The following is a 19,320-nucleotide window of genomic DNA, read 5'->3' on the forward strand; positions in this document are numbered from 1 at the left end:
CGCGGCACGTGACTGGCCGTCTGCCCGAAGTGGACACCCCCTGATATCCGCGAAGGTCATCGGCATCAGGATCCGAACCGACAGGGAGAACCTCGTGGACCCGAACACTCCACAGTGGACGAATGGGCCGGTGCTGTCCGGCCGTGGGCTGGTGAAGCGCTACGGCGCGCAGTACGCCCTGGCCGGCGTCGACATCGACATCAACCCGGGGGACGCCGTCGCCATCGTCGGGCCGTCCGGCTCCGGCAAGACGTCGCTGCTGCACGTCCTGGCCGGCATCCTCCGGGCCGACGAGGGGCAGATCTTCCTGGCCGGGCAGCGGATCGACGACCTCGGCGAGAAGAAGCGCAGCGAGCTGCGCCGCACCGAGTTCGGCTTCGTCTTCCAGTCGGGGATGCTGGTCGCCGAGCTGTCGGCCGAAGAGAACGTCGCGCTGCCTTCGCTGCTGGCCGGGCTCGGCCGCAAGGAGGCCATCGACGCCGGCCGCCAGTGGCTTTCGCGCCTCGGCCTGGCCGGCAAGGAGCGCCGCCGTCCCGGCGAGCTTTCGGGCGGCGAGGCCCAGCGCGTCGCGATCGCGCGGGCGCTGACCCACCGGCCGAAGGTGATCTTCGCCGACGAGCCGACCGGCGCGCTCGACACGCGCACCGGCCGCGACACGATGGACGCCCTGCTCGGCGCCGCCCACGAGACGGGCGCCGCGGTACTCGTGGTGACCCACGACCGCGAGCTGGCCGAGTCGATGCCGAAGACCGTCGCCATCCGCGACGGCCTGATCGCGACGAGGCTGGCGGCGTGAACTCGCTCCAGATCGCCCTGCGGGTGCTGAAGGTCGACCGGCGGACCCGGACGTCGGCGATCCTCACCGCGATCGGGGTGGCCGTCGCGACCGGGCTGGTGCTGCTGCTGGCGACGCTGCCGTTCGCCACGCAGCACCGCGAGCAGCGGGCCCTCTGGCAGGGCGAACACTTCTACAGCCGCACCTCCGACGGCCCGGCCAAGATCCTGTTCAACTCGTCGAACGACTACTTCGCCGGGCAGCAGATCGTGCGCGTCGACGTCGCGCTGACCGGCGGCACCACGCCGGGGTCCGTCCAGCTGCCCGCGGGGGTGCCGCAGCTGCCCGGGCCCGGTGAGACCGTCGTTTCGCCGGCACTCGGCCGGCTGCTCCAGGGGCACCCGGCCGACCAGCTGGGCGACCGGTTCGGCAAGCCCGTCGGCGCGCTCGGCGAGGACGGCCTCCGCTTCCCGGAGCAGCTCGTCGCGCTCGTCGGGCACACGCCCGACGCGATGCCCGAGAACGCCAACCCGATCGGCGGCTTCCCCGCCGGGAAGGCGAGCCCGGACGGCCTGTTGATGCTGCTGTCCTGGGTCGGGATCATCGTGCTGCTGGTGCCGAGCCTGGTGCTGGTCGCGTCGTCGGCGCGGCTGACCGCGGCCCGGCGTGAGCGGCGGCTCGCCGCGATCCGGCTGGCCGGCGCCACTCCCGGCCAGGTCACGAACATGGTGGCCGCCGAGACGACGTTGTCGGCGGGCATCGGCGCCCTGCTCGGCCTGGTGCTGAGCCCGGCCCTGCGCGGCCTCGCGTCGTTCGTGCCGTGGGCCGGCGGTACCTGGCTCGCGTCCGACTTCGCGCTGCCGGTCGGCCTGACGGTGTTCATCGTCGTGGCCATCCCGGTGCTCGTGGTGCTGGCCGGCATCCTCGGCCTGCGCCGCGTGCTCAAGAACCCGCTGTTCGCGACCGGCGGCCACACGAAGAAGCCGTTGCACTGGTGGCGGCTGCTCGCCCTGCCCGCGGCCGGGCTGTTCTTCCTCGTCGCCGTGACGACGGCGAAGGACTCCGGCGGCATCACGATGGTCATGGCGGGGCTGTTCCTGCTGGTCGGCTCGGCCGCGATCGTCGGGCCGTGGGTGACGTCGGCGGTGGGCGGCACCTTCGTCCGGATCTGGCGCCGGCCGTCCTCGCTGCTCGCCGGGCGCCGCCTGCGTGACGACCCGAAGAGCGCCTACCGGGCGTCCGCCGGGATCGTGCTCGCGGTGTTCGCCGGGTCGATGGCGCTGACGCTGCTGCCGACGTTCGAGTCGATGGCCGGCGGCGGCCGCTCCTTCCAGGACTCCGTGGTCTACGTCGACACCGACGCCCAGCACGCGGGCAAGATCGTCGACCAGGCCAACGCCTCGCTGCAGAAGTACGGCCAGTCCGCGAAGGCGGTCGCCGTCGGCGAGATCTACCTCGCCCAGGGCGACGGCCGCAACCGCACGGTCCAGCGGGGCCTGGTGATGAGCTGCGCGGACGCCGTCCAGCTGACGCGGTTCGGGATCACGCCGGACAAGTGCGCCGGCGGGCCGGCGATCTACAGCGACACGGCGCTCGACCTGGCGCAGTACAAGCTCACCGGCGACTACGACGCGCCGGGCATGGCCCCGAAGTCGGGCACGCGGGTGGAAGCCGTCCACTTCCCGGACGCCGACCTCTCGAGTTCGCTCATCATCGACCCGGCCGCGGTGCCCGAGGGCGTCACGGCGAAGTACGTCACCGTGGTCGCGCCGACCACCGACGCGAACCGCGAGATCGTCCGGACGGCGCTGGCCGGACCGGCCGCCGGCGCGGAGATCGGCAGCCGCGACCAGTACCTGTTCAACCAGCAGACCGAGCTCGGCGACCTGCGCCGCGTCACGGTGATCGGGCTGGTCGCGGCGGGGATCCTGGCCGGGTGCAGCGCCGCGGTCGCGACCGCGGGGTCGGTGATGGACCGCCGCCGCACCTTCGGGGCGCTGATGGCCGCCGGCACGCCGGTGCGGGTGCTGTCGAGGGCGCTGCGGATGGAGGCCGCGCTGCCCGCGCTGGTCGCCACCATCGGCGCGGGAATCGTCGGGGTACTGGTCGGTGTTGGGCTCTACAGCATGGTCGACCCACGCGGGATCGTGGTGAGCCCGTGGCTGCTGGCGCCGGTGGTGCTCGGGATCGGCGTGGCCCTGCTCGGCGCGTCGGTCTGCACACCCGCCCTCAAGCGGGTGCAGGCGGAACCGCTGGCCGAGGAATAGGACGTTCGCCCCTCTGTCGGGGGAGGGGCGAGCACCGGGGGTAGTGAGCTGAAGGGGACTTTCTCCGCGGGGATCCGGGGAGGGTCCCCTTCAGCGTTTCTAACGCTTCTCGAAGATCAGGTCGTGCGAGACGCGGCCTTCGACGTCCGCGCGTTGCTCGAACTTCGTCACCGGCCGCCACTCCGGCCGGGGCGCCCAACCGTCGTACCGGTTCTTCAACGCCGGCTCCGCGGAACAGACCTCGAGCATCTGCTCGGCGTAGTTCTCCCAGTCGGTCGCCATGTGGAAGGTGCCGCCGGGCGCGAGCCGCGACGCCACGAGCGCGGCGAACGACGGCGACACGATCCGCCGCTTGTGGTGCTTCTTCTTCGGCCACGGATCCGGGAAGAACAAGCGGACGCCGTGCAGCGTCCCCGGCTCGACGTGCTCGGTCAGCAGCACGACGGCGTCACCGTGCAGCAGCCGCAGGTTCTCGACGCCCAGCTTTTCGGCGCGCAGCATCAGCTGCCCGAGGCCGGGTTCGTAGACCTCGACCGCGACGTAGTTCAGCTCCGGCGCCGCGGCGGCCAGCTGCGACGTCGTTTCGCCCATGCCGGAGCCGATCTCGACCAGCACCGGCGCCTCGCGGCCGGACCACGCGGCGAAGTCCAGCGTCCCCTCGGGCAGCTCGCCGACGGTGCGGCCGAGTTTCGGCCACAGCTCATCCCACGCGCGTTGCTGCCCGACGGTCATCCGGCCGCCGCGGTTGACGTAGCTGACCACGCTGCGCAGCCTGGTCTGGTCCTCGTTTTCCACCCATGGAATGTAGCTGGGCGCGCAGCGCCTCCGTTGAGGGTGGTGGCGGGGGCATGGATGGATTAACGAACGGCTTCGAGCTCCCCGAGACGAGACCGCAGGCCCGCCAGCCCGGCGATCGCGATCGGGTCCGGCGTCGCCCCGGTGTGGGCCGGCAGGACGTCGATCCAGCCGTCGTGCCGGTCGGTGTTCAGCACCGTCGTGGGAATCGCGTGCCCCGATTTCCCGCGTTCGGACGGGATGAACTCCCAGTAGCCGGATTCGCCGTCCGCGGCCCACGGCACGAATTCCCAGCCCGGCCGCCTGCCGAGCAGTTGCGCGATGCGGTCCTCGACGCGGAAACCCTGTTCCCGCGAATCGAGAGTGCCATCGGCCACCGCCCGCAGCCACCACGGCGCGGGAATCTGGCCCGCCATCCCGGCCGAGGCGCGGAACAGGGCCAGGACGCTGTCTTCGGGCGCGCGATGCACCCACGCCCGGCGGAGTTCGGCCGGCGTCGTCGCCGACAGGGCGCCCTGCGGAAGGTCGATCGCCCGCGACCATTCGAGGTCCAACATGGGTTCGAGCCGTGGTGCGTCGTCTTCGACGCGGGCCCGGGGAATGGTGCCGCCCAATTCTTGACCGGTGTCCACCGTCAAGGATCACCTCCAGGGGAGCTAGACGGTTCCGGTTCGCTCTCTTACGAATATTGCCTGGTCATAGCATTATGTCCGGTGGCTGTGAGAGAAGCCACAGGCTCTTCATCTTCTCTTAACGCAGTTTTTTGCGGTATCGAGACGACGGTCACGCTCAGGCGTCGCGTCGTGCCGTGACCCACACCCCGGCCACGAACAGGGCAACGCAGATCGCCGCGAAGTAACCGAGGTAGCCCCACGGGCCGAGCGGGGCCGGTGGCAGCTGCAGCGGGCCCCCGCCGAACCCGCCGGCGCCGACGAACTGGTCGGCCGCGTGGAACGGCATCCACTGGTAGATGTGTTTGCCGGCGCCCGGGATGAAGACGACGACGCCTTCGAGCACCTGCGTCCACACGAGCACCACCGTCAGGGCGAACGCGATGCTGCGCAGCAGCAGGGCGACGCCGACGCCGGCCACCGCGGAGAGCAGGAAGACCAGGCTCTGCCCGAGCACCGAGCGCCACTCCGCGCCCGAGTGCAGCGCGAGGTCGGCGTCCGGCGCCACCAGCGTCGCCAGGCCCCACGAGCCGAAGCCGACCAGCAGCCCGAGCCCGGCGCCGACCGCGCCGATGACCGCGACCTTCGCCAGCAGCGCGGGCACCCGGCTCGGCACGGCCTGGAACGTCAGCCGCATCGTGCCCCAGTTGAACTCCGCCGCCGTCGCGAGGATCGCGAGCACGACCAGCACGGTCCGGCCGTTGCCGCTCGCGAGCTGGGTGTTGCCGACGGTCGGCGGGATCTCCGGACCGGCCAGCGCGAAGAACAGCGCGGTGAAGCCGAGTGGCGCGGCGAACGCGAGCGCCAGGCACCACCACGGCGCCCGGGTGCTGAAGAGCTTGATGCGCTCGGCGCGCAGCAGGTTGGCGGTCGTGGTCATCGGGTGGCCTCCGAAGGAGCCGCGGCCGGCGTGGCGAACTCCACGGCGTCGCGGGTGAGGTCGAGGTAGGCCTGCTCGAGCGAGCCGGTGATCGGGCTCAGCTCGTGCAGCGTCGCCCCGGCGTCGAAGGCGAGCTGCCCGATCCGGTCACTGTCCAATCCGGACACCACGAAGGCGCCGCCGTCTTCGGTGAACTCCGCCTGCCCGGTCAGCGCGGTCCGCAGCTCGTCCGCGTGCGGGGTGCGCACGCGGACGCCGTGGGCGCTCGTCTTCGCCACGAACTCGTCCATCGTGCCCTGGTAGATCAGCCGGCCCCGGCCGATCACGACCAGGTCCTGCGCGGTCTGCGCCATCTCGGGCAGCAGGTGGCTGGAGACGAACACGGTCCGCCCCTCCGCGGCCAGCGCGTGCAGCAGCCGCCGGATCCAGGCCATGCCCTCGGGGTCGAGGCCGTTGACCGGCTCGTCGAACAGCAGGACGCGCGGGTCGCCGAGCAGCGTGCAGGCGATCCCGAGCCGCTGCAGCATGCCGAGCGAGTACTGCCCGGCGCGGCGCCCGGCGGCGCTCGACAGCCCGACCAGGTCCAGCACCTCGTCGACGCGCTTCTCGGGGAGACCGTTGGTCGCGGCCAGCCAGCGGAGGTGGTCACGCCCGCTGCGGCCGGGGTGGCGCCAGGTGGCGTCCAGCATCGCGCCGACCGTCCTGAGTGGATCTTGCAGCTGCCGGTAGGGGACGCCGTCGACGAGCGCCGTGCCCGCGTCGGGCGTGTCGAGCCCGAGGACCAGCCGCATGGTCGTGGACTTGCCGGCGCCGTTCGGGCCGAGGAAGCCGGTGACCCGCCCCGACCGTGCGGTGAACGTCAGCTCGTTGACCGCGGTGGTGGCGCCGTACCGCTTGGTCAGTGCGTTCGCTTCGATCATGCGCTCCCCTGTCCCGTCCGGAGGAGCCTACCGAGAAACGGGAATCCGGGTCGCCCCCCGACAGCGCGACCCGGATTCCCGTTTCTCTCCCCTTATCCCCCTTGTTCCCCCTCAGGCGTCCCGCTTCTTCGCAACCCCGAGTGCGACGAGCAGGAACACGATGGCGATGCCGGCGAAGTACGCCAGCGCCCAGCCCGGGCTCAGCGGCGAGTCCGACGGCGGGGGGCCGTCGACGATCGCCGAGCCGCGCAGGAACTTGTTCGCCACGTTGAACGGCAGCCACTCGTGGATGTGGGCGCCGATCTTCGGGATCAGCTGCACGAGCTCTTCCACGGCCAAGTAGTAGATGAGCAGCAGTGCGATGGCTCCGGCGCTGTGCCGGATCAGGACCCCGAGCGCGACGGCGAGCACGGCGCTGATGGCGAACACCGGGCCGAGGCCCGCGACGTTCATCCAGTCCTGCGCGGTGTGCAGGCCGAGGTTGTCGTCCGGCCGCATGAGCATGCCGAGGCCCAGTGCGCCGAACGCGGCGATCTCGCCGATGACCAGCGCCACGAGCGCGACGACGATCGCCTTGGCGACCAGCGCCGGCGAGCGGTGCGGCACGGCCTGGAACGTGGTGCGGATGGTGTTGAAGCGGTATTCGGTGGTCACCGCGAGCGCGGCGAGCACCATGACGACGGCGATGCCGAACTGGGAGCCGCCGAACTGGGTGGCGGACAGCGTGAGCTGCGAGTCGGACGGCGTCGCGCCGGCGATGATGGCGGCGAAGCCGATGGTCAGGGCCAGGGTGATGAGCGCGCACCACCATGGCGAGCGGGTGCTGAACAGCTTGATGCGTTCTACCGCGAGCAGGTTCATGATCTTGGTTTCCCCGGTTACTTGGCGGACTCGAGCACGTGCTGCGCCTCGGCGTCGAGACCGGTGTGGTACTCGACGGAGTCGCCGGTGATCTGCATGAAGGCCTGCTCGAGCGAGCCGGTCTGCGGGCTCAGCTCGTGCAGCACGATCCGGTTGGACGCGGCGATCTCGCCGATCTTGTCGCTGTCCATCCCGGACACCACGAGCGCGTTCCCCTCGTCGGCGACCCCGGCGCTCGCCCGCTGCAGGACCTCACGCAGCTCGGCGAGCTGCGGCGAGCGGACCTTGACGGTGTTCTCCGCGGCACGGGAGACGAAGTCCTCGGTGGAGGACTGCGAGATCAGCTGCCCGCGGCCGATCACCACGAGGTTGCTCGCGGTCAGCGCCATCTCCGAAAGCAGGTGGCTCGACACGAACACGGTGCGGCCTTCTTCGGCCAGCCGGTGCATGAACTTCCGGATCCAGAGGATGCCCTCGGGGTCGAGGCCGTTCACCGGCTCGTCGAACAGCAGCACCTCGGGGTCACCGAGCAACGCGGCCGCGATGCCGAGCCGCTGCGACATGCCGAGCGAGAACCCGCCGGCGCGCTTGCCCGCGACACTGTTCAGGCCGACGGTGTCGAGCACCTCCTCGACGCGGCTCGCCGGGATGCGGTTGGACTTCGCCATCCACTGCAGGTGGGCGCGCGCCGAACGGTTGGGGTGCACCCACTTCGCGTCGAGCAGCGCGCCGACGGTGCGCAGTGGTTCCTTGAGCTCGTGGTACTTCTTGCCCCCGATGGTGACCTGGCCGTCCGTGGGGTTGTCCAGGCCCAGGATCATGCGCATGGTGGTGGACTTGCCCGCCCCGTTCGGGCCGAGGAAGCCGGTGACCTGACCCGCGGCCACGGAGAACGACAGGTTGTTCACCGCCAGTGTCTTCCCGTACCGCTTGGTGAGGCCGCTTGCCTCGATCATGACTGCTCCTCTTCCGCCCCTCGCTTACGACGTGTTCATCGTCGCGGGTCGGAGCCGGTTCGCGCGTCACCCTGGAGACCGAACCGGGCCCCCTACCTGAGTAGTACCTTGCTGGCTCTTCGGCCGATGCGCGATGGGTGATGACCCTGACCCGACCCTGATTCGCAGTCATTAATGAACTGTGGTTCAATAATGCCGTGGCCCGGCCGAGGAGCATCACCGACGAGCGGCTGCTGAGTGCGGCGGAGACCGTGATCGGCCGCTGCGGCCCCGGTTTCACGCTTGCGCAGGTGGCTTCGGAGGCAAATGTCTCGGTCGGCACGATCGCGCAGCGGTTCGGTTCGAAGAGCGGCCTGCTGCAGGAGATGAGCCGACGGGCCACGCGGCGGGCGGTCGAGCAGATGCGGGCGTGCGCCGAGCGGGCGGACGACCCGGTCGTCGGCCTGCGCGCCGCGGCGGTGTCGGTCTACGCGGTGCTGGGCGACGCCGAAGAGGCGGCGAACCACCTGGGCCAGCTCGGCGTGGACATCGGCGACCCGGTGCTGCGGTCGCTGCTGGGCGAGCACTTCACCGCGGTCGAGGAAGAGCTGCGGCGGCTCGTGCGGGCCGCGGCGGGTTCGCTGCCGCACGCGCCGAGCGTGCCGCGGGCGGCCCGTGCGGTGCTCGGGGTCATCAACGGGGTGTCGATCGACTGGTCGATCCGGCCGCACGGGCGGCTGGCCGACCGGCTGGCGGAGGACGTCGACGCGGTGCTGACCGCGTGGCGGGGACGGGAGGAAACATGAGCTTGAACGGAAAGGTCGCGGTGGTCACGGGGGCGACCCGGGGCTGCGGGCGGGCGATCGCGGTGGAGCTGGGCCGCGCGGGGGCGACGGTGTACGTCACCGGCCGCACGACGCGCGAATCGGCGTCACCGCTGAAGCGCCCGGAGACGATCGAAGAGACGGGCGAACTGGTCGAGGCGGCGGGCGGCCAGGCCGTTGTGGTCCGCTGCGACTTCACGTCGGTGTCCGATGTGGACGCCCTGAAGGCGCGCATCGAGTCCGAAGTGGACGGAATCGACATCCTGGTCGACGACGTCTGGGGCGGTGACATGTTCTTCCACTTCGACGCGCCGTTCTGGGAGACGCCGCTGGAAGACGCGCTGAACCTGACGCACAACGCGCTCGACACGCACCTCATCGCGTTGCACAAGCTGCTGCCGCTGGTGGTCGCCAAGCGCGGGCTGGTGCTCGAGGTGACCGACGGCGACAACGACGACTACGTCGGCGCCGGTCTCCCCTATTACCTGGCGAAGTGCGGCATCCGCGCGCTCGGCCGCGCGCTGGGCGTGGAGTTGAAGAAGAACGACTGCGTGGGCCTCGCGGTCACGCCGGGCTTCCTGCGGTCGGAGTCGATGCTCGACGTCTTCCAGGTCACCGAGGACAACTGGCGTGACGCGGTCGGAAAGATCGCGCCGGTCGACTTCAAGATCTCCGAGACGCCGTACCTGCTGGCGCGCGGCGTCGCGGCCCTGGCGCAGGACCTGGACGTCGCGCGCTTCGCCGGCCAGACGCTGGCGTCGTGGACGCTGATGAAGGAGTACGGCTACACCGATATCGACGGAGACCGTCCGGACTTCGGCCGCTGGATCACCGAGGTCCGCAACGCGGGCAAGGATCCGGCGACGACGCCGCCGGACGACTTCCGCTGACGTCTCAGTCCTTGCGGGTCCAGGCGGGCGTGATGTGCATGGAGCTGAACCGCCAGCCGGCCGGGCCGCGCACGGCGGTCACCGCGGTGCGCAGCCCGCTGGTCCGGTGCGGGGCTTCCCCGGTCCGGTAGACGTAGACGAGCTGGTTGGCGGTGGCCGTCGCGTGGTCACCGTCCACCTGCACCAGGACATCGCCGTGCAGGTGCTGGGTGTGTTCGTCCTCGAGCCGGCTTCGCTTCAGGTGCTCGATCATCTCGTCGAGGCCGTGCAGCTCGCGCTGCGGCGAGCGGACGACGGCGTCGTCGAGGTAGACGGTGCCGGCGTCCTCGGGGCGGTGCTCGTCCAGCAGGGCGGCCAGGCGGGCGAACAGGTCGGCGATTTCGATCCGGTCGGTGGTGTGGGTGGCGGGCACGGTGGCTCCTTTGACGGGTTCCCCAATGTTGGGAACACCAACACTACGCTCGTTTGTGGGGCTTGCCAACATTCCAGCCGCTAGAGTCGCCGCCATGGACGAACCCCCCGGCCGCCTGGCCCGGAAGCCCAGCTGGCTGATCACCCAGCTGGCCGTGCACATCCGCCGGCTGGTGGCCGACAGCTTCACCGCGGCCGGGGCGCGCGGGTACCACTACCGCATCCTGGCGGCGCTGGACGAGTTCGGGCCCGCGAGCCAGGCGGAGCTCGGCCGCCGGTGCCGGGTCGACCGCAGCGACGTCGTCGCGGCCGTCAACGAGCTGGTCGAGGCGGGTCACGTCGACCGCACGCCCGACCCGGACCACGGCCGGCGCAATCGGGTCACGCTGACCGCCGGCGGTGCCGCGCAGCTGCGGCGGATGGACACCCTGCTCGACCAGGTGCAGGACGACCTGCTCGAGCCGCTTTCGGCCGAGGACCGGGCGACGCTGACCCGCCTGCTCGGCCGGGTGCTCGCGCGGTTCGAACCCTGAGCTAAGCCAAGCCGGGGCGGGCGAGACCGGTTTCGTAAGCCAGCACGACGGCCTGCACCCGGTCCCGCAGGTCCAGCTTCGAGAGGATCCGGCCGACGTGCGTCTTCACCGTCGCCTCGGAGAGGAACAGCGCCTCCGCGATCTCCAGGTTCGACATGCCCTTGGCGATCAGCACGAGCACCTCGCGCTCGCGGTCGGTGAGCACATCCAGCTCCGCGGTGTCCCGCATCGGCGCGCCGCCGGTGCCGACGAAGCGGTCGAGCAGCCGGCGGGTCACCGACGGCGAGACCACGGCGTCGCCCGAGGCGACCGCCCGCAGCGCCGACACCAGGTGGCCGGGCTGGGTGTCCTTGAGCAGGAACCCGCTCGCCCCGCCCTGCAGCGCCGAGTAGACGTACTCGTCGAGGTCGAACGTCGTCATCACCAGCACGCGCGCGGTGCCGTCGGCGACGATCCGCTTGGTCGCCTCGACGCCGTCGAGCACCGGCATCCGGACGTCCATCAGCACGACGTCGGGGCGCAGCTCCTCGGCCAACCGGATGGCCTGCGCGCCGTCGCCGGCCTCGCCGACGACGTCGATGTCGGCCTGCGCGCCCAGCACCATCCGGAACCCGACGCGCATCAGTTCCTGGTCGTCGACGACCACGACACGGATCACTTGTCCAACCTAACCGGCAGCGCCGCGCGGACCTGCCACCCACCGCCCGGAGCCGGGCCGACGTCCAGCGTCCCGCCGTACACGTGCGCGCGTTCGCGCATGCCGATCAAGCCGTTGCCCCCGGGCAGGCGCTCGCCCCGGGCGGTCGCGGCCAGCTGCGGGACGCGGCCCGCGCCGTCGTCGGACACCAGAACCTCCACCAGGTCGCCGGTGCGGTGCACCCGCACCGACGCGGTCGCGCCGCGGCCGGCGTGCTTGAGCGTGTTGGTCAGCGACTCCTGGACGATCCGGTAGATCCCCAGCGAGACGCCGGCGGGCAGGTCGCCGAGGTCGTCGGTCTCCAGCTCCACCGGCACCCCGGAGGTGCGCATCCGGTCGGCCAGCTCGGCGAGGGCGTGCGCGTCCGGCTGCGGCACGCGGGGCTCGCCGTCGGCGTCGTCGCTGCGGAGCACGTCGAGCAGGCGCCGCAGCTCGCCGAGCGCGCCGCGGCCGGTCTCGGAAATCGTTTGCACGGCCCGTTGGGCGAGCTCGGGGTTGCTCTCGATCGCGTAGGACGCGCCGTCGGCCTGCACCACCATGACGCTCACCGCGTGCGCGACGACGTCGTGCAGCTCGCGCGCGATCCGCCCGCGCTCCTCGGCCACCGCGATCCGGGTGGCCTGGTCCCGTTCCGTTTCGAGCAGGTGCAACCTGGCCTCCACTTCCACGTCGTACGCGCGCCGGGCGCCGACGAACTCGCCGAGCGTCCAGCACAGAGCGATGCCGAACGCGAGGAACAGGATCGCGATGACGAGCTCGTCGTCCGGTGGCGCCAGCGCCAGCTGGATGGCCGACGAGACGACGACCGCGCCCACGAAGATGAGGCCCTGCCGGCGCCCCGCGTAGACGACGACCGAGTAGATGCTCATCGCCAGCCCGACGGCGCTGCCGATGCCGATCATCAGCGTCGCGTGCACGATGCTGACGACCAGCACGACGTAGGCCGACCACAGCGGCGACCGCCGCCGGAACACCAGCGGCGCGACCATCGCGATGTTGATCGGCACGGCGATGTACCAGGGCGGCAGCTCCGGCAGCTCGGCGAACTGGTCGGCGACGAGCAGCAGCAGGTCGACGAAGCCGAGCAGGACGGCCAGCACCGTGTCGCCCGCCATGGGGTGGGCACGCATCCAGAGGCTCAGCCGTCGCACCAGACAACCCTAGGTCGCGGGCTCGGGATCGCGCGTCCGTCGTCAGTACCACCTTCGGTGCGACCCGGGGATGAGGTGCATGGCACGATTCACCGGGGTTGTCGCCTACGACGGGAGGGCTGGGGGCCGTGACGTCACCGGAGCAGGGCCGGCTCGCGGGTCCGCTGTCGATGTCGGTGGCCAACCTGTGTCACCGCCTGCAGTCGCAGGTCTCCGCGCGGACCGCGGCCGGCTTCGCGGAGGTGCTGCGCCGGCTCGGCGCGCCCCTGCAGGTCGCCGTCGCCGGGCGGATCAAGTCGGGCAAGTCCACGCTGGTCAACGCGCTGATCGGGCGCCGGGTCGCGCCCACCGACATCGGTGAGTGCACGCGGCTGGTGACCCGGTTCCAGTACGGCACCGTCGACCGCGTCGAGATCGTCTTCACCGACGGCCGCAAGCAGGTGCTCCCCTTCGCCTCCGACGGGATGATCCCGGCCGAGCTGGGCGTCGACATCACCACGGTGTCGCACATCGAGGCGTACCTGACCAACGCCGTCCTCCAGGGCATGACGGTGATCGACACCCCCGGCCTCGGTTCGCTCGACGCCGCTTCGGTGTCGCGCACCGAGCAGCTCCTGGGCGCGGCGAAGCACCGTAAAGAAGAGGACGACGAAGGCTCCGACGAGATGGACGACACCTCGCGCAGCGCCGTCGCCGGCGCCGAGGCCGTCCTCTACGTCGTCACCCAGGGCGTCCGCGCCGACGACCAGCAGGCCCTCGCCGCCTTCACCGCGGCCACCGCGAGCCGCGAGGCCGGCCCGGTCAACGCCATCGCCGTGCTGAACAAGGCCGACACCATCGCGCCGGAGTCGGTCGAAGGCGCGGACGGCGACGTCTGGAAGGCCGCGACGATCCTGTCGGAGAAGCAGGCGTCGACGTTGAAGCCGCGCGTCGCCGACGTGCTCCCGGTGATCGGGCTGATCGCCGAGTCCGCCGAGTCCGGCGGGTTCACCTCCGGCGACGCCGAGGCGCTGCGGCAGCTCGCCGACCTCGACGACGACGTCCTGCAGACCATGCTGATCTCGGCCGACATCTTCACCAGCTGGGAGTGCGACGTCCCGTCGGGCACCCGGCTGCGGCTGCTGGAGAAGCTCGACCTGTTCGGCATCTCGCACGCGGTCGAGGCCATCCGCAAGGAACCGGAGCTGACGGCGGGCTCGCTGCGGCGCTCGCTGCTGGATGCGTCCGGGCTGGAAGCCGTGCGGCAGCGGCTGTCGATCGTGTTCGCCGCCCGCGCCGACGGGATCAAGGCGGCCGCCGCTCTCGCCTCGGTGACCGCGCTCGCGCACGCTTCGGGCGACCCGGCCGAACGCCAGCGCGTCCACGACGCCATCGAGGTGCTGCTCGCCAAGCCCGAAGCTCACCAGCTGCGGCTGCTCGAAGCGTTGACGCTGGTCGCGTCCGGCGCGGTCGACATGCCGGAGGACCTCTCGGAAGAGGTGCTGCGGGTGGGCAGCAACGCCGACATCGGCGCCCAGCTCGGCAAACCCGGCGCGCCGCGGCCGGAGCTGGCCGCGCACGCGCTCGAACGCGCGGGCTGGTGGCGGTCCTTCGCGTCCTTCGGCGCGACGCCCGCGCAGAGCCGCGTCGCGCACGTCGTGCACCGGGCGTACTTCTTGATCTGGCAACAGGTCCGCGAAGCCTGAGGTTGTTTCTGCTTGCCGAGTCTGGCTGCCCGTCGGGGTTTCCCGCGTACTGTGAGAACGTGCGCCTTGAAAACACGACATCCTGGCGAGCCGGCTGGAGCAGCGAGAACGAGATCGACGTCGCGCTGTACATCCGCGACGCCCTGGCCCTGTCCGTTTCCGAAGGACAAGTGCTGCCGCCCGTGGAGCCACAGGTCCCGGTGCACGTCCCACCCGAGATCGACCGCGCGGCCGTCCAGGCGCAGTGGGCCGACTGGTGGACCGACCTCCTGGCCTTCCTCCGCAACCGCGAGGACCCGGACCCGCGCAGCCCGCGCTCCCGCTACGGCAGGCCCGCGCTCGCGCAGGGTTCGGCGATGCGGCTGGCGCTCGACTTCTTCGGCCCGGCCGCGGCCCGCCACTTCGCCAACGCGCGCGGGCCGGCCCTGCGCGGCGCGGGCGAGCCGTCGGGCGGCACGCCGTGGGCGCCCGGTTTCTACCGGCGCCAGATCGTGGCCGGTGAACGGCTCGGCCAGCTGGTGCGCGAGGCCGAGGTGCGGCTGGGGCGGCGCGCGTACCCGTTCCGGCTGAACGTCATCGAGATCTCCGTCGCCGGGTCGATCTGGCTGCGCACGGCCGACGACCAGCTGCTCGTCTCGTCCCGGCTCGCCGAGGACGGTCCCGGCCTCGAGGCCGTGCTCCGCACGGTCATCGACGAGCTGGTCTGACCCCGGCTTTCATAAACCGAGCACGCGGTCTAATAATAGGCGGCATGGAGACGACCGTCGACGAGCCGTCGTGGCTGCGCACCGCGTCCTGGATCGGCTGCCCGCTGGCCGGCGGCGCGCTCGGCGTGGGCGTCTGGGCCGTCGCCGCGTGGGTCAGCGGCCTCGACGCCTTCCCGTTCCAGGGCGTGTTCAAGGTGCTCACGAAGCTGCCGCAACCGTGGGCGACGCTCGCCGCGGTGGCCGGCGGGCTCGTGCTCGGCCTGGTGTTCGCCGTGGTCTGGGCGGTCGAACGCCTGGTCGTCACGGTGTCGCCGACCCGGGTCACGCTGGTCCGCGGCGACAAGACCCGACGCATCGAGGCCGACCTCGACGCCGTCTACCTCGACGGCAAGGAGCTCGTCCTGCGCACCACCGACGGCCGGGAGATCGCCCGCGAGAAGACCGACCTGCGCAACCACGAGCTGGCGCCCGCCTTCGCCGAGCACGGCTACCCCTGGCGCGACGAGCCGCCGGTCGAGCGATGAGGACGGTCGACCCGGCCAAGCACGCGGCCAAGCGCGCCTCGATCGTCGACGCCGCCGCCGGCTGCTTCGCCGGGAAGGGCTTCGAGCGGACGACGACGGCGGACATCTGCCGGGCCGCGGGCATCAGCTCCGGCAGCCTCTTCCACTACTTCCCCAACAAGCGCGCGGTGTTCACGGCGATCTTCACCGACGACGCCGTCGAGACGGCCGCCCGTCTCGAAACCGCGGCGGAAGCGGCCGACCCGTGGGCCGCGCTGCTCGACGTCGTCACCGAGCTGGCGGGCCAGGTCGCGCACCCCGCCGTCGTCCGGCTGGTCCTGGAGGCCGCGGCGCAGGCCGCCCGCGACGACGAGTTCGCCGAACTGATCCAGCGCAACGACGGCGCCCTCCGCGACGGCTTGGCCGTGCTGGTCGAACGAGCCGCCGCGGCCGGGCTGATCGACCCCGGCGTCGCCCCGCGCGCGGCCGCCGGCTGGGTCGCGGGGCTGATCGACGCGATGATTTCGCGGGCCAGCCTCGACCCCGACCTCGATCTGCCCGCGGAACAAGCCGTTCTCCGGACGATCCTGGTGCGGTTCCTTCGTCCCGTTTCGCCCCCGGATGGCGCTTGAGTGCTCCAGACTGGTGGAATCTGCCGGGACCGGGACGAGGTGGTGCTCATGGCGTGGTTTCGCAGGGACGGATCCGTCGATCCTGACGACACGCCCACCGGCCAGATCGCGGCGGTGAGCATCGCGCAGATCGTCGAAGAGGCCGACGCGGAGAAGGGAACCGACGGCGCGGCCGTGGCGTCGGACACCGATGTGCACCCCTTGCAGCAGCAGGTCACGACGGACCTCGAGCGCGCACTCGCCGACCGCCAGGCCTTGATCCAGATGTGCTTGTACGCGCTGGATCGCGCCCGCAGCGGCGGCGTCGTCGAACGCCTCGAAGAAGGGCTCGCCGCGATCGGCGTGCAGGCCCTGCGGCCCGACGGCCAGCGGTTCGACCCGGCCCGCCACGAGGCCGGCGGCGCGATCCCCACCGAAGACCCGGCGCTCGACGGCGTCGTCGCCGAAACCGAAGTCACCGGGTTCGCCGACCACGACCGGCTGCTGCGCGCCCCGATCGTCATGGTCTACGCGAAGAAGGCCCCGTGAGCGCACCCACCGCGCCGAGCCTGCCCACGCAGGTCGCGGCGGCGCGAGACCAGCTGCTGACCGTCGTCCGCGACGCCGACCCGGACGCCGCCAAGTGGGTCGACGCGGTCCGGCGGGCCCGGCCGAAGAAGCCGGCCGTCGTGGTCGTCGGCGAGACGAACCGCGGGAAGAGCTCCCTGGTCAACGCCCTGCTCGCGACCCCGGGACTGTCCCCTGTGGACGCCGACGTCGCCACCGCGACCTACCTCGTGTTCGACCACGCCGACGCGTGGGGCGCGCAGGCCTGCTACCCCGGCCAGCTGGCATCGGTGCCCATCGACCTCGGCCAGCTGATCAACTGGGTCTCCGCCGCGCACGAGCTGCCGCCCGGCCAGATCCCGCCGCGGTACGTCGAGGTCACCGGGCCGGTGCCGCTGCTCGAGCGGCTTTCGCTGGTCGACACCCCGGGCGTCGGCGGGCTCGATTCCATGCACGGCGAGCTCGCCAAGGAAGCCGCCGCGGGCGCGACCGCGCTGCTGTTCGTCGTCGACGCCTCGGCGCCGTTCACCTCGACCGAGCTGCAGTTCCTGCGCGACGTCGGCGAGCGCGTCGAGACCGTGGTGTTCGCCCTGACCAAGGTGGACATGTTCCGCGGCTGGCGCGAGGTCATGGAGGCCGACCGGCAGCTGCTGCGCGACCACGCGCCCCGCTTCGCCGACTCGGTGTTCCACCCGGTCTCGGCGCGGATGTTCGAGACGGCGACGAAGGCGCCCAACGAGCAGATGGCCGCGATGCTACGGGAGAAGTCCGGCGTCGCCGCGGTGCAGACGGCGCTGCAGGAGCTGCTCGTCGGCCGCTCGGCCATGCTCGGCGAGGCGAACACGCTGCGCGCGCTCTCCAGCGCGCTGGGCGAGCTGAAGGCGAAGCTGCAGGGCGAGAGCCGGGCGCTGTCCGCGGGCGAGGCCGAGGCCGAGCAGCTGCGCGAACGCCGTGACCAGCTGCAGGCCGAACGCCGGACGTCGACCCGCGGCTGGCAGCTGAAGCTGCGCGGCGAGGTGCAGCGCACGCGCGTCGAGGTCCTGCACGAGAGCAGCCGGCAGATGCGGGACGCGCAGACCCACTTCCGCCAGCTGATCGACGGCGCGAAGCGGGACGCACTGGCCGCGCTCCCGCAGCAGGTCGACATCGCGCTGCAGACGACGTCGCAGCGGATCTCGATGCTGCTTTCGCAGCGGCTGAACCAGGTCACCAACGTCTCGCTGTCGGAGCTGTTCTCCCCCGAAGAGCTCGACGTCATCCGCGCGCAGTTCGCCCGGGCCGGCGGGCCGCCGGTGGTGCTGCGGCCGCCGGACAAGAAGCCGCCGACGGCCGAGGACAAGCTGCTCGTCTTCATGGGCATCTCGGGGGGCGTCGGCGCCGGCAAGGTGGCCGCGCTGCCGCTGGCCGGCGTCGCGATCCTCAACCCGGTGGTGCTGCCCGCGACGATCATCATCGGCCTCGGCGCCGGCTGGTGGATGGCCCGCACGCGCAAGCACGCGGCCGACAAGCAGCACATGAAGCAGTGGCTGGTCGAGGCCATCGCGGACGCCCGCTCGACGCTCGACCAGCTCGTCGCCGAGCAGCTCATCGAGGCCGAGCAGCAGCTGTCCATGGCGCTGGACGAGGCCCTCGGCCGGCGCATCGAAGCGATCGAGGCCGAGCTGAAGGAAGTCGACAAGACGATCAAGATGGGCGCCCAGGAACGCGCCAAGAAGATCGCCGTCGTGTCGAAGCGGCTCAAAGAGGTCAGCGACGGCCGCGAGCGGGCCGAAGCCTTCCTGACGCGGATCCGGGCACTGCGGGACAAGACGGCCTGAGCGTCCGTCCGGTTGTGGAGCGGAACCGAACGGGCCTACGGTGAGTCATACCCTCCGACAGCAGGTCAGAGACGGCGTTACCCGGTTCAAAGGGGGAAGTTCCCATGTGGGTCGACGAGAGCGGCGGCAGCGACACCGATGCCAGCGGCACCGAGGCGATGACCGTCCACGTCGACGGCCAGGAGTACCAGGCCGAGGTCAACTACGACGTGAACGAGGACGGCGTCAACGACACCGCGATCGTCGAGCACGACGACGGCACCGCCCAGGCCTTCATCGACACGAACCACGATGGTGAGGCCGACCAGTACGCCGTACTGGACGACACCGGGCACGTCGTCGAGCAGGCCGTCTACGACGAGGCCAGCGGCGAGTGGATCCAGGCGGAGGGCGGCGGCCACGACGACTCCGACACCGGCAGCGGCCACGACGACAGCTCCGGCGGCCACATCCACGCGGACATGCCGGACGGCGAGGTCGACGCGGGCGCCGCGACGATCGACACCGACCACGACGGCCACAACGACACCGCCATCGTCGAGACGAAGAGCGGCGGCACGATCGCCTTCACCGACAAGGACGGCGACGGCGAAGCCGACATCGCGGTGCAGACCGACGCGGACGGGACGACCACGACGTTCGAGCACAGCGGGCCCGGCCAGTGGACCGAGGTCTCGAGTGGACTCCTGGATTCCGGCAGCGAGCAGCAGCTCGGCGACCCGGCCGACGACGCCGCGTGGGGCGCGGCCGGCACGCAGACGCTGGAGGGCGTCGCGCGCATCGACTCCGGCACCGGGCAGTGGATCTCGCCCAACTGAAA

At 71.5% G+C, this 19,320-nt stretch carries 21 protein-coding genes; 12 read left to right on the top strand and 9 right to left on the bottom strand.

What is annotated here, in order from left to right:
• Nucleotides 1-94: 94 nt before the first annotated feature.
• On the top strand, nt 95-796 hold the full coding sequence (locus AB0C38_RS02640) for an ABC transporter ATP-binding protein (protein ID WP_360665357.1): 702 nt from the start codon (nt 95-97) through the stop codon (nt 794-796).
• Nucleotides 793-3,042, top strand: a complete 2,250-nt coding sequence (locus tag AB0C38_RS02645; RefSeq protein WP_360665359.1) for an ABC transporter permease — start codon at nt 793-795, stop codon at nt 3,040-3,042. Before AB0C38_RS02640 ends, AB0C38_RS02645 begins: the two co-directional genes overlap by 4 nt.
• Nucleotides 3,043-3,141: 99 nt before the next feature.
• Here the strand turns inward: AB0C38_RS02645 and trmB are convergent, their stop codons facing one another.
• The 6 genes from trmB to AB0C38_RS02675 all read right to left on the bottom strand — a co-directional run bounded on the left by trmB (nt 3,142) and on the right by AB0C38_RS02675 (nt 8,125).
• Nucleotides 3,142-3,837: a tRNA (guanosine(46)-N7)-methyltransferase TrmB gene (gene trmB / locus AB0C38_RS02650; RefSeq protein WP_360665362.1), complete on the bottom strand. Its 696-nt coding sequence runs from the start codon at nt 3,835-3,837 to the stop codon at nt 3,142-3,144.
• Between the two features lie 62 nt (nt 3,838-3,899).
• The gene (locus tag AB0C38_RS02655) at nt 3,900-4,451 is read right to left on the bottom strand and encodes a hypothetical protein (protein ID WP_360667442.1); all 552 of its coding nucleotides are present in this window, start codon (nt 4,449-4,451) and stop codon (nt 3,900-3,902) included.
• 175 nt (nt 4,452-4,626) lie between these two features.
• Nucleotides 4,627-5,388 carry a hypothetical protein gene (locus tag AB0C38_RS02660; protein ID WP_360665365.1) on the bottom strand — a complete coding sequence of 254 codons (762 nt, stop codon included), beginning with the start codon at nt 5,386-5,388 and terminating at the stop codon, nt 4,627-4,629.
• Nucleotides 5,385-6,308, bottom strand: coding sequence for an ATP-binding cassette domain-containing protein (locus AB0C38_RS02665; protein ID WP_360665368.1), 924 nt, complete (start codon nt 6,306-6,308; stop codon nt 5,385-5,387). The genes AB0C38_RS02660 and AB0C38_RS02665 overlap by 4 nt, the downstream gene beginning before the upstream one ends.
• Nucleotides 6,309-6,419: 111 nt before the next feature.
• Nucleotides 6,420-7,169: an ABC transporter permease gene (locus AB0C38_RS02670; protein ID WP_360665370.1), complete on the bottom strand. Its 750-nt coding sequence runs from the start codon at nt 7,167-7,169 to the stop codon at nt 6,420-6,422.
• Nucleotides 7,170-7,186: 17 nt separating this feature from the next.
• Nucleotides 7,187-8,125, bottom strand: a complete 939-nt coding sequence (locus AB0C38_RS02675) for an ABC transporter ATP-binding protein (RefSeq protein ID WP_360665373.1) — start codon at nt 8,123-8,125, stop codon at nt 7,187-7,189.
• Nucleotides 8,126-8,322: 197 nt separating this feature from the next.
• Between AB0C38_RS02675 and AB0C38_RS02680 the strand changes: the two genes are divergently transcribed.
• Complete coding sequence (locus AB0C38_RS02680) at nt 8,323-8,910, top strand: TetR/AcrR family transcriptional regulator (protein ID WP_360665376.1); 588 nt, start codon at nt 8,323-8,325, stop codon at nt 8,908-8,910.
• Nucleotides 8,907-9,818 (top strand): SDR family NAD(P)-dependent oxidoreductase, encoded by a 912-nt coding sequence (locus tag AB0C38_RS02685; RefSeq protein WP_360665379.1) that lies wholly within the window; start codon nt 8,907-8,909, stop codon nt 9,816-9,818. Before AB0C38_RS02680 ends, AB0C38_RS02685 begins: the two co-directional genes overlap by 4 nt.
• A gap of 4 nt (nt 9,819-9,822) precedes the next feature.
• On the opposite strand, the gene AB0C38_RS02690 is transcribed toward AB0C38_RS02685, so the two are convergent.
• Nucleotides 9,823-10,230 (bottom strand): nuclear transport factor 2 family protein, encoded by a 408-nt coding sequence (locus AB0C38_RS02690; protein ID WP_360665382.1) that lies wholly within the window; start codon nt 10,228-10,230, stop codon nt 9,823-9,825.
• A 94-nt stretch (nt 10,231-10,324) separates the two neighbouring features.
• On the opposite strand from AB0C38_RS02690, the gene AB0C38_RS02695 reads away from it, so the two are divergent.
• Nucleotides 10,325-10,762: a MarR family transcriptional regulator gene (locus AB0C38_RS02695; protein WP_360665385.1), complete on the top strand. Its 438-nt coding sequence runs from the start codon at nt 10,325-10,327 to the stop codon at nt 10,760-10,762.
• 1 nt (nt 10,763) lies between these two features.
• On the opposite strand, the gene AB0C38_RS02700 is transcribed toward AB0C38_RS02695, so the two are convergent.
• Both AB0C38_RS02700 and AB0C38_RS02705 read right to left on the bottom strand, forming a co-directional pair.
• Complete coding sequence (locus AB0C38_RS02700) at nt 10,764-11,420, bottom strand: response regulator transcription factor (RefSeq protein WP_360665388.1); 657 nt, start codon at nt 11,418-11,420, stop codon at nt 10,764-10,766.
• Complete coding sequence (locus tag AB0C38_RS02705; protein WP_360667445.1) at nt 11,417-12,574, bottom strand: sensor histidine kinase; 1,158 nt, start codon at nt 12,572-12,574, stop codon at nt 11,417-11,419. The genes AB0C38_RS02700 and AB0C38_RS02705 overlap by 4 nt, the downstream gene beginning before the upstream one ends.
• Nucleotides 12,575-12,780: 206 nt before the next feature.
• Here AB0C38_RS02705 and AB0C38_RS02710 point away from each other — a divergent pair, with 206 nt between their 5' ends.
• From AB0C38_RS02710 to AB0C38_RS02740, 7 genes are all read left to right on the top strand, one after another.
• Entirely contained in the window at nt 12,781-14,295 is a 1,515-nt protein-coding gene (locus AB0C38_RS02710; protein ID WP_360667447.1) for a dynamin family protein, read from the top strand.
• 59 nt (nt 14,296-14,354) lie between these two features.
• Nucleotides 14,355-15,002, top strand: coding sequence for a hypothetical protein (locus AB0C38_RS02715; protein WP_360665391.1), 648 nt, complete (start codon nt 14,355-14,357; stop codon nt 15,000-15,002).
• A 44-nt stretch (nt 15,003-15,046) separates the two neighbouring features.
• Complete coding sequence (locus AB0C38_RS02720) at nt 15,047-15,526, top strand: hypothetical protein (protein WP_360665394.1); 480 nt, start codon at nt 15,047-15,049, stop codon at nt 15,524-15,526.
• Nucleotides 15,523-16,137, top strand: a complete 615-nt coding sequence (locus tag AB0C38_RS02725) for a TetR/AcrR family transcriptional regulator (protein WP_360665397.1) — start codon at nt 15,523-15,525, stop codon at nt 16,135-16,137. Before AB0C38_RS02720 ends, AB0C38_RS02725 begins: the two co-directional genes overlap by 4 nt.
• A gap of 48 nt (nt 16,138-16,185) precedes the next feature.
• Nucleotides 16,186-16,665: a nucleotide exchange factor GrpE gene (gene grpE / locus AB0C38_RS02730; protein WP_360665400.1), complete on the top strand. Its 480-nt coding sequence runs from the start codon at nt 16,186-16,188 to the stop codon at nt 16,663-16,665.
• Complete coding sequence (locus AB0C38_RS02735) at nt 16,662-18,500, top strand: dynamin family protein (RefSeq protein ID WP_360665402.1); 1,839 nt, start codon at nt 16,662-16,664, stop codon at nt 18,498-18,500. The genes grpE and AB0C38_RS02735 overlap by 4 nt, the downstream gene beginning before the upstream one ends.
• Before the next feature lie 104 nt (nt 18,501-18,604).
• Nucleotides 18,605-19,318 (top strand): hypothetical protein, encoded by a 714-nt coding sequence (locus tag AB0C38_RS02740; protein ID WP_360665405.1) that lies wholly within the window; start codon nt 18,605-18,607, stop codon nt 19,316-19,318.
• The last annotated feature ends 2 nt before the right edge of the window (nt 19,319-19,320 follow it).

It is taken from the genome of Amycolatopsis sp. NPDC048633, assembly GCF_040650695.1.
In the GTDB taxonomy this organism is placed as follows: domain Bacteria; phylum Actinomycetota; class Actinomycetes; order Mycobacteriales; family Pseudonocardiaceae; genus Amycolatopsis.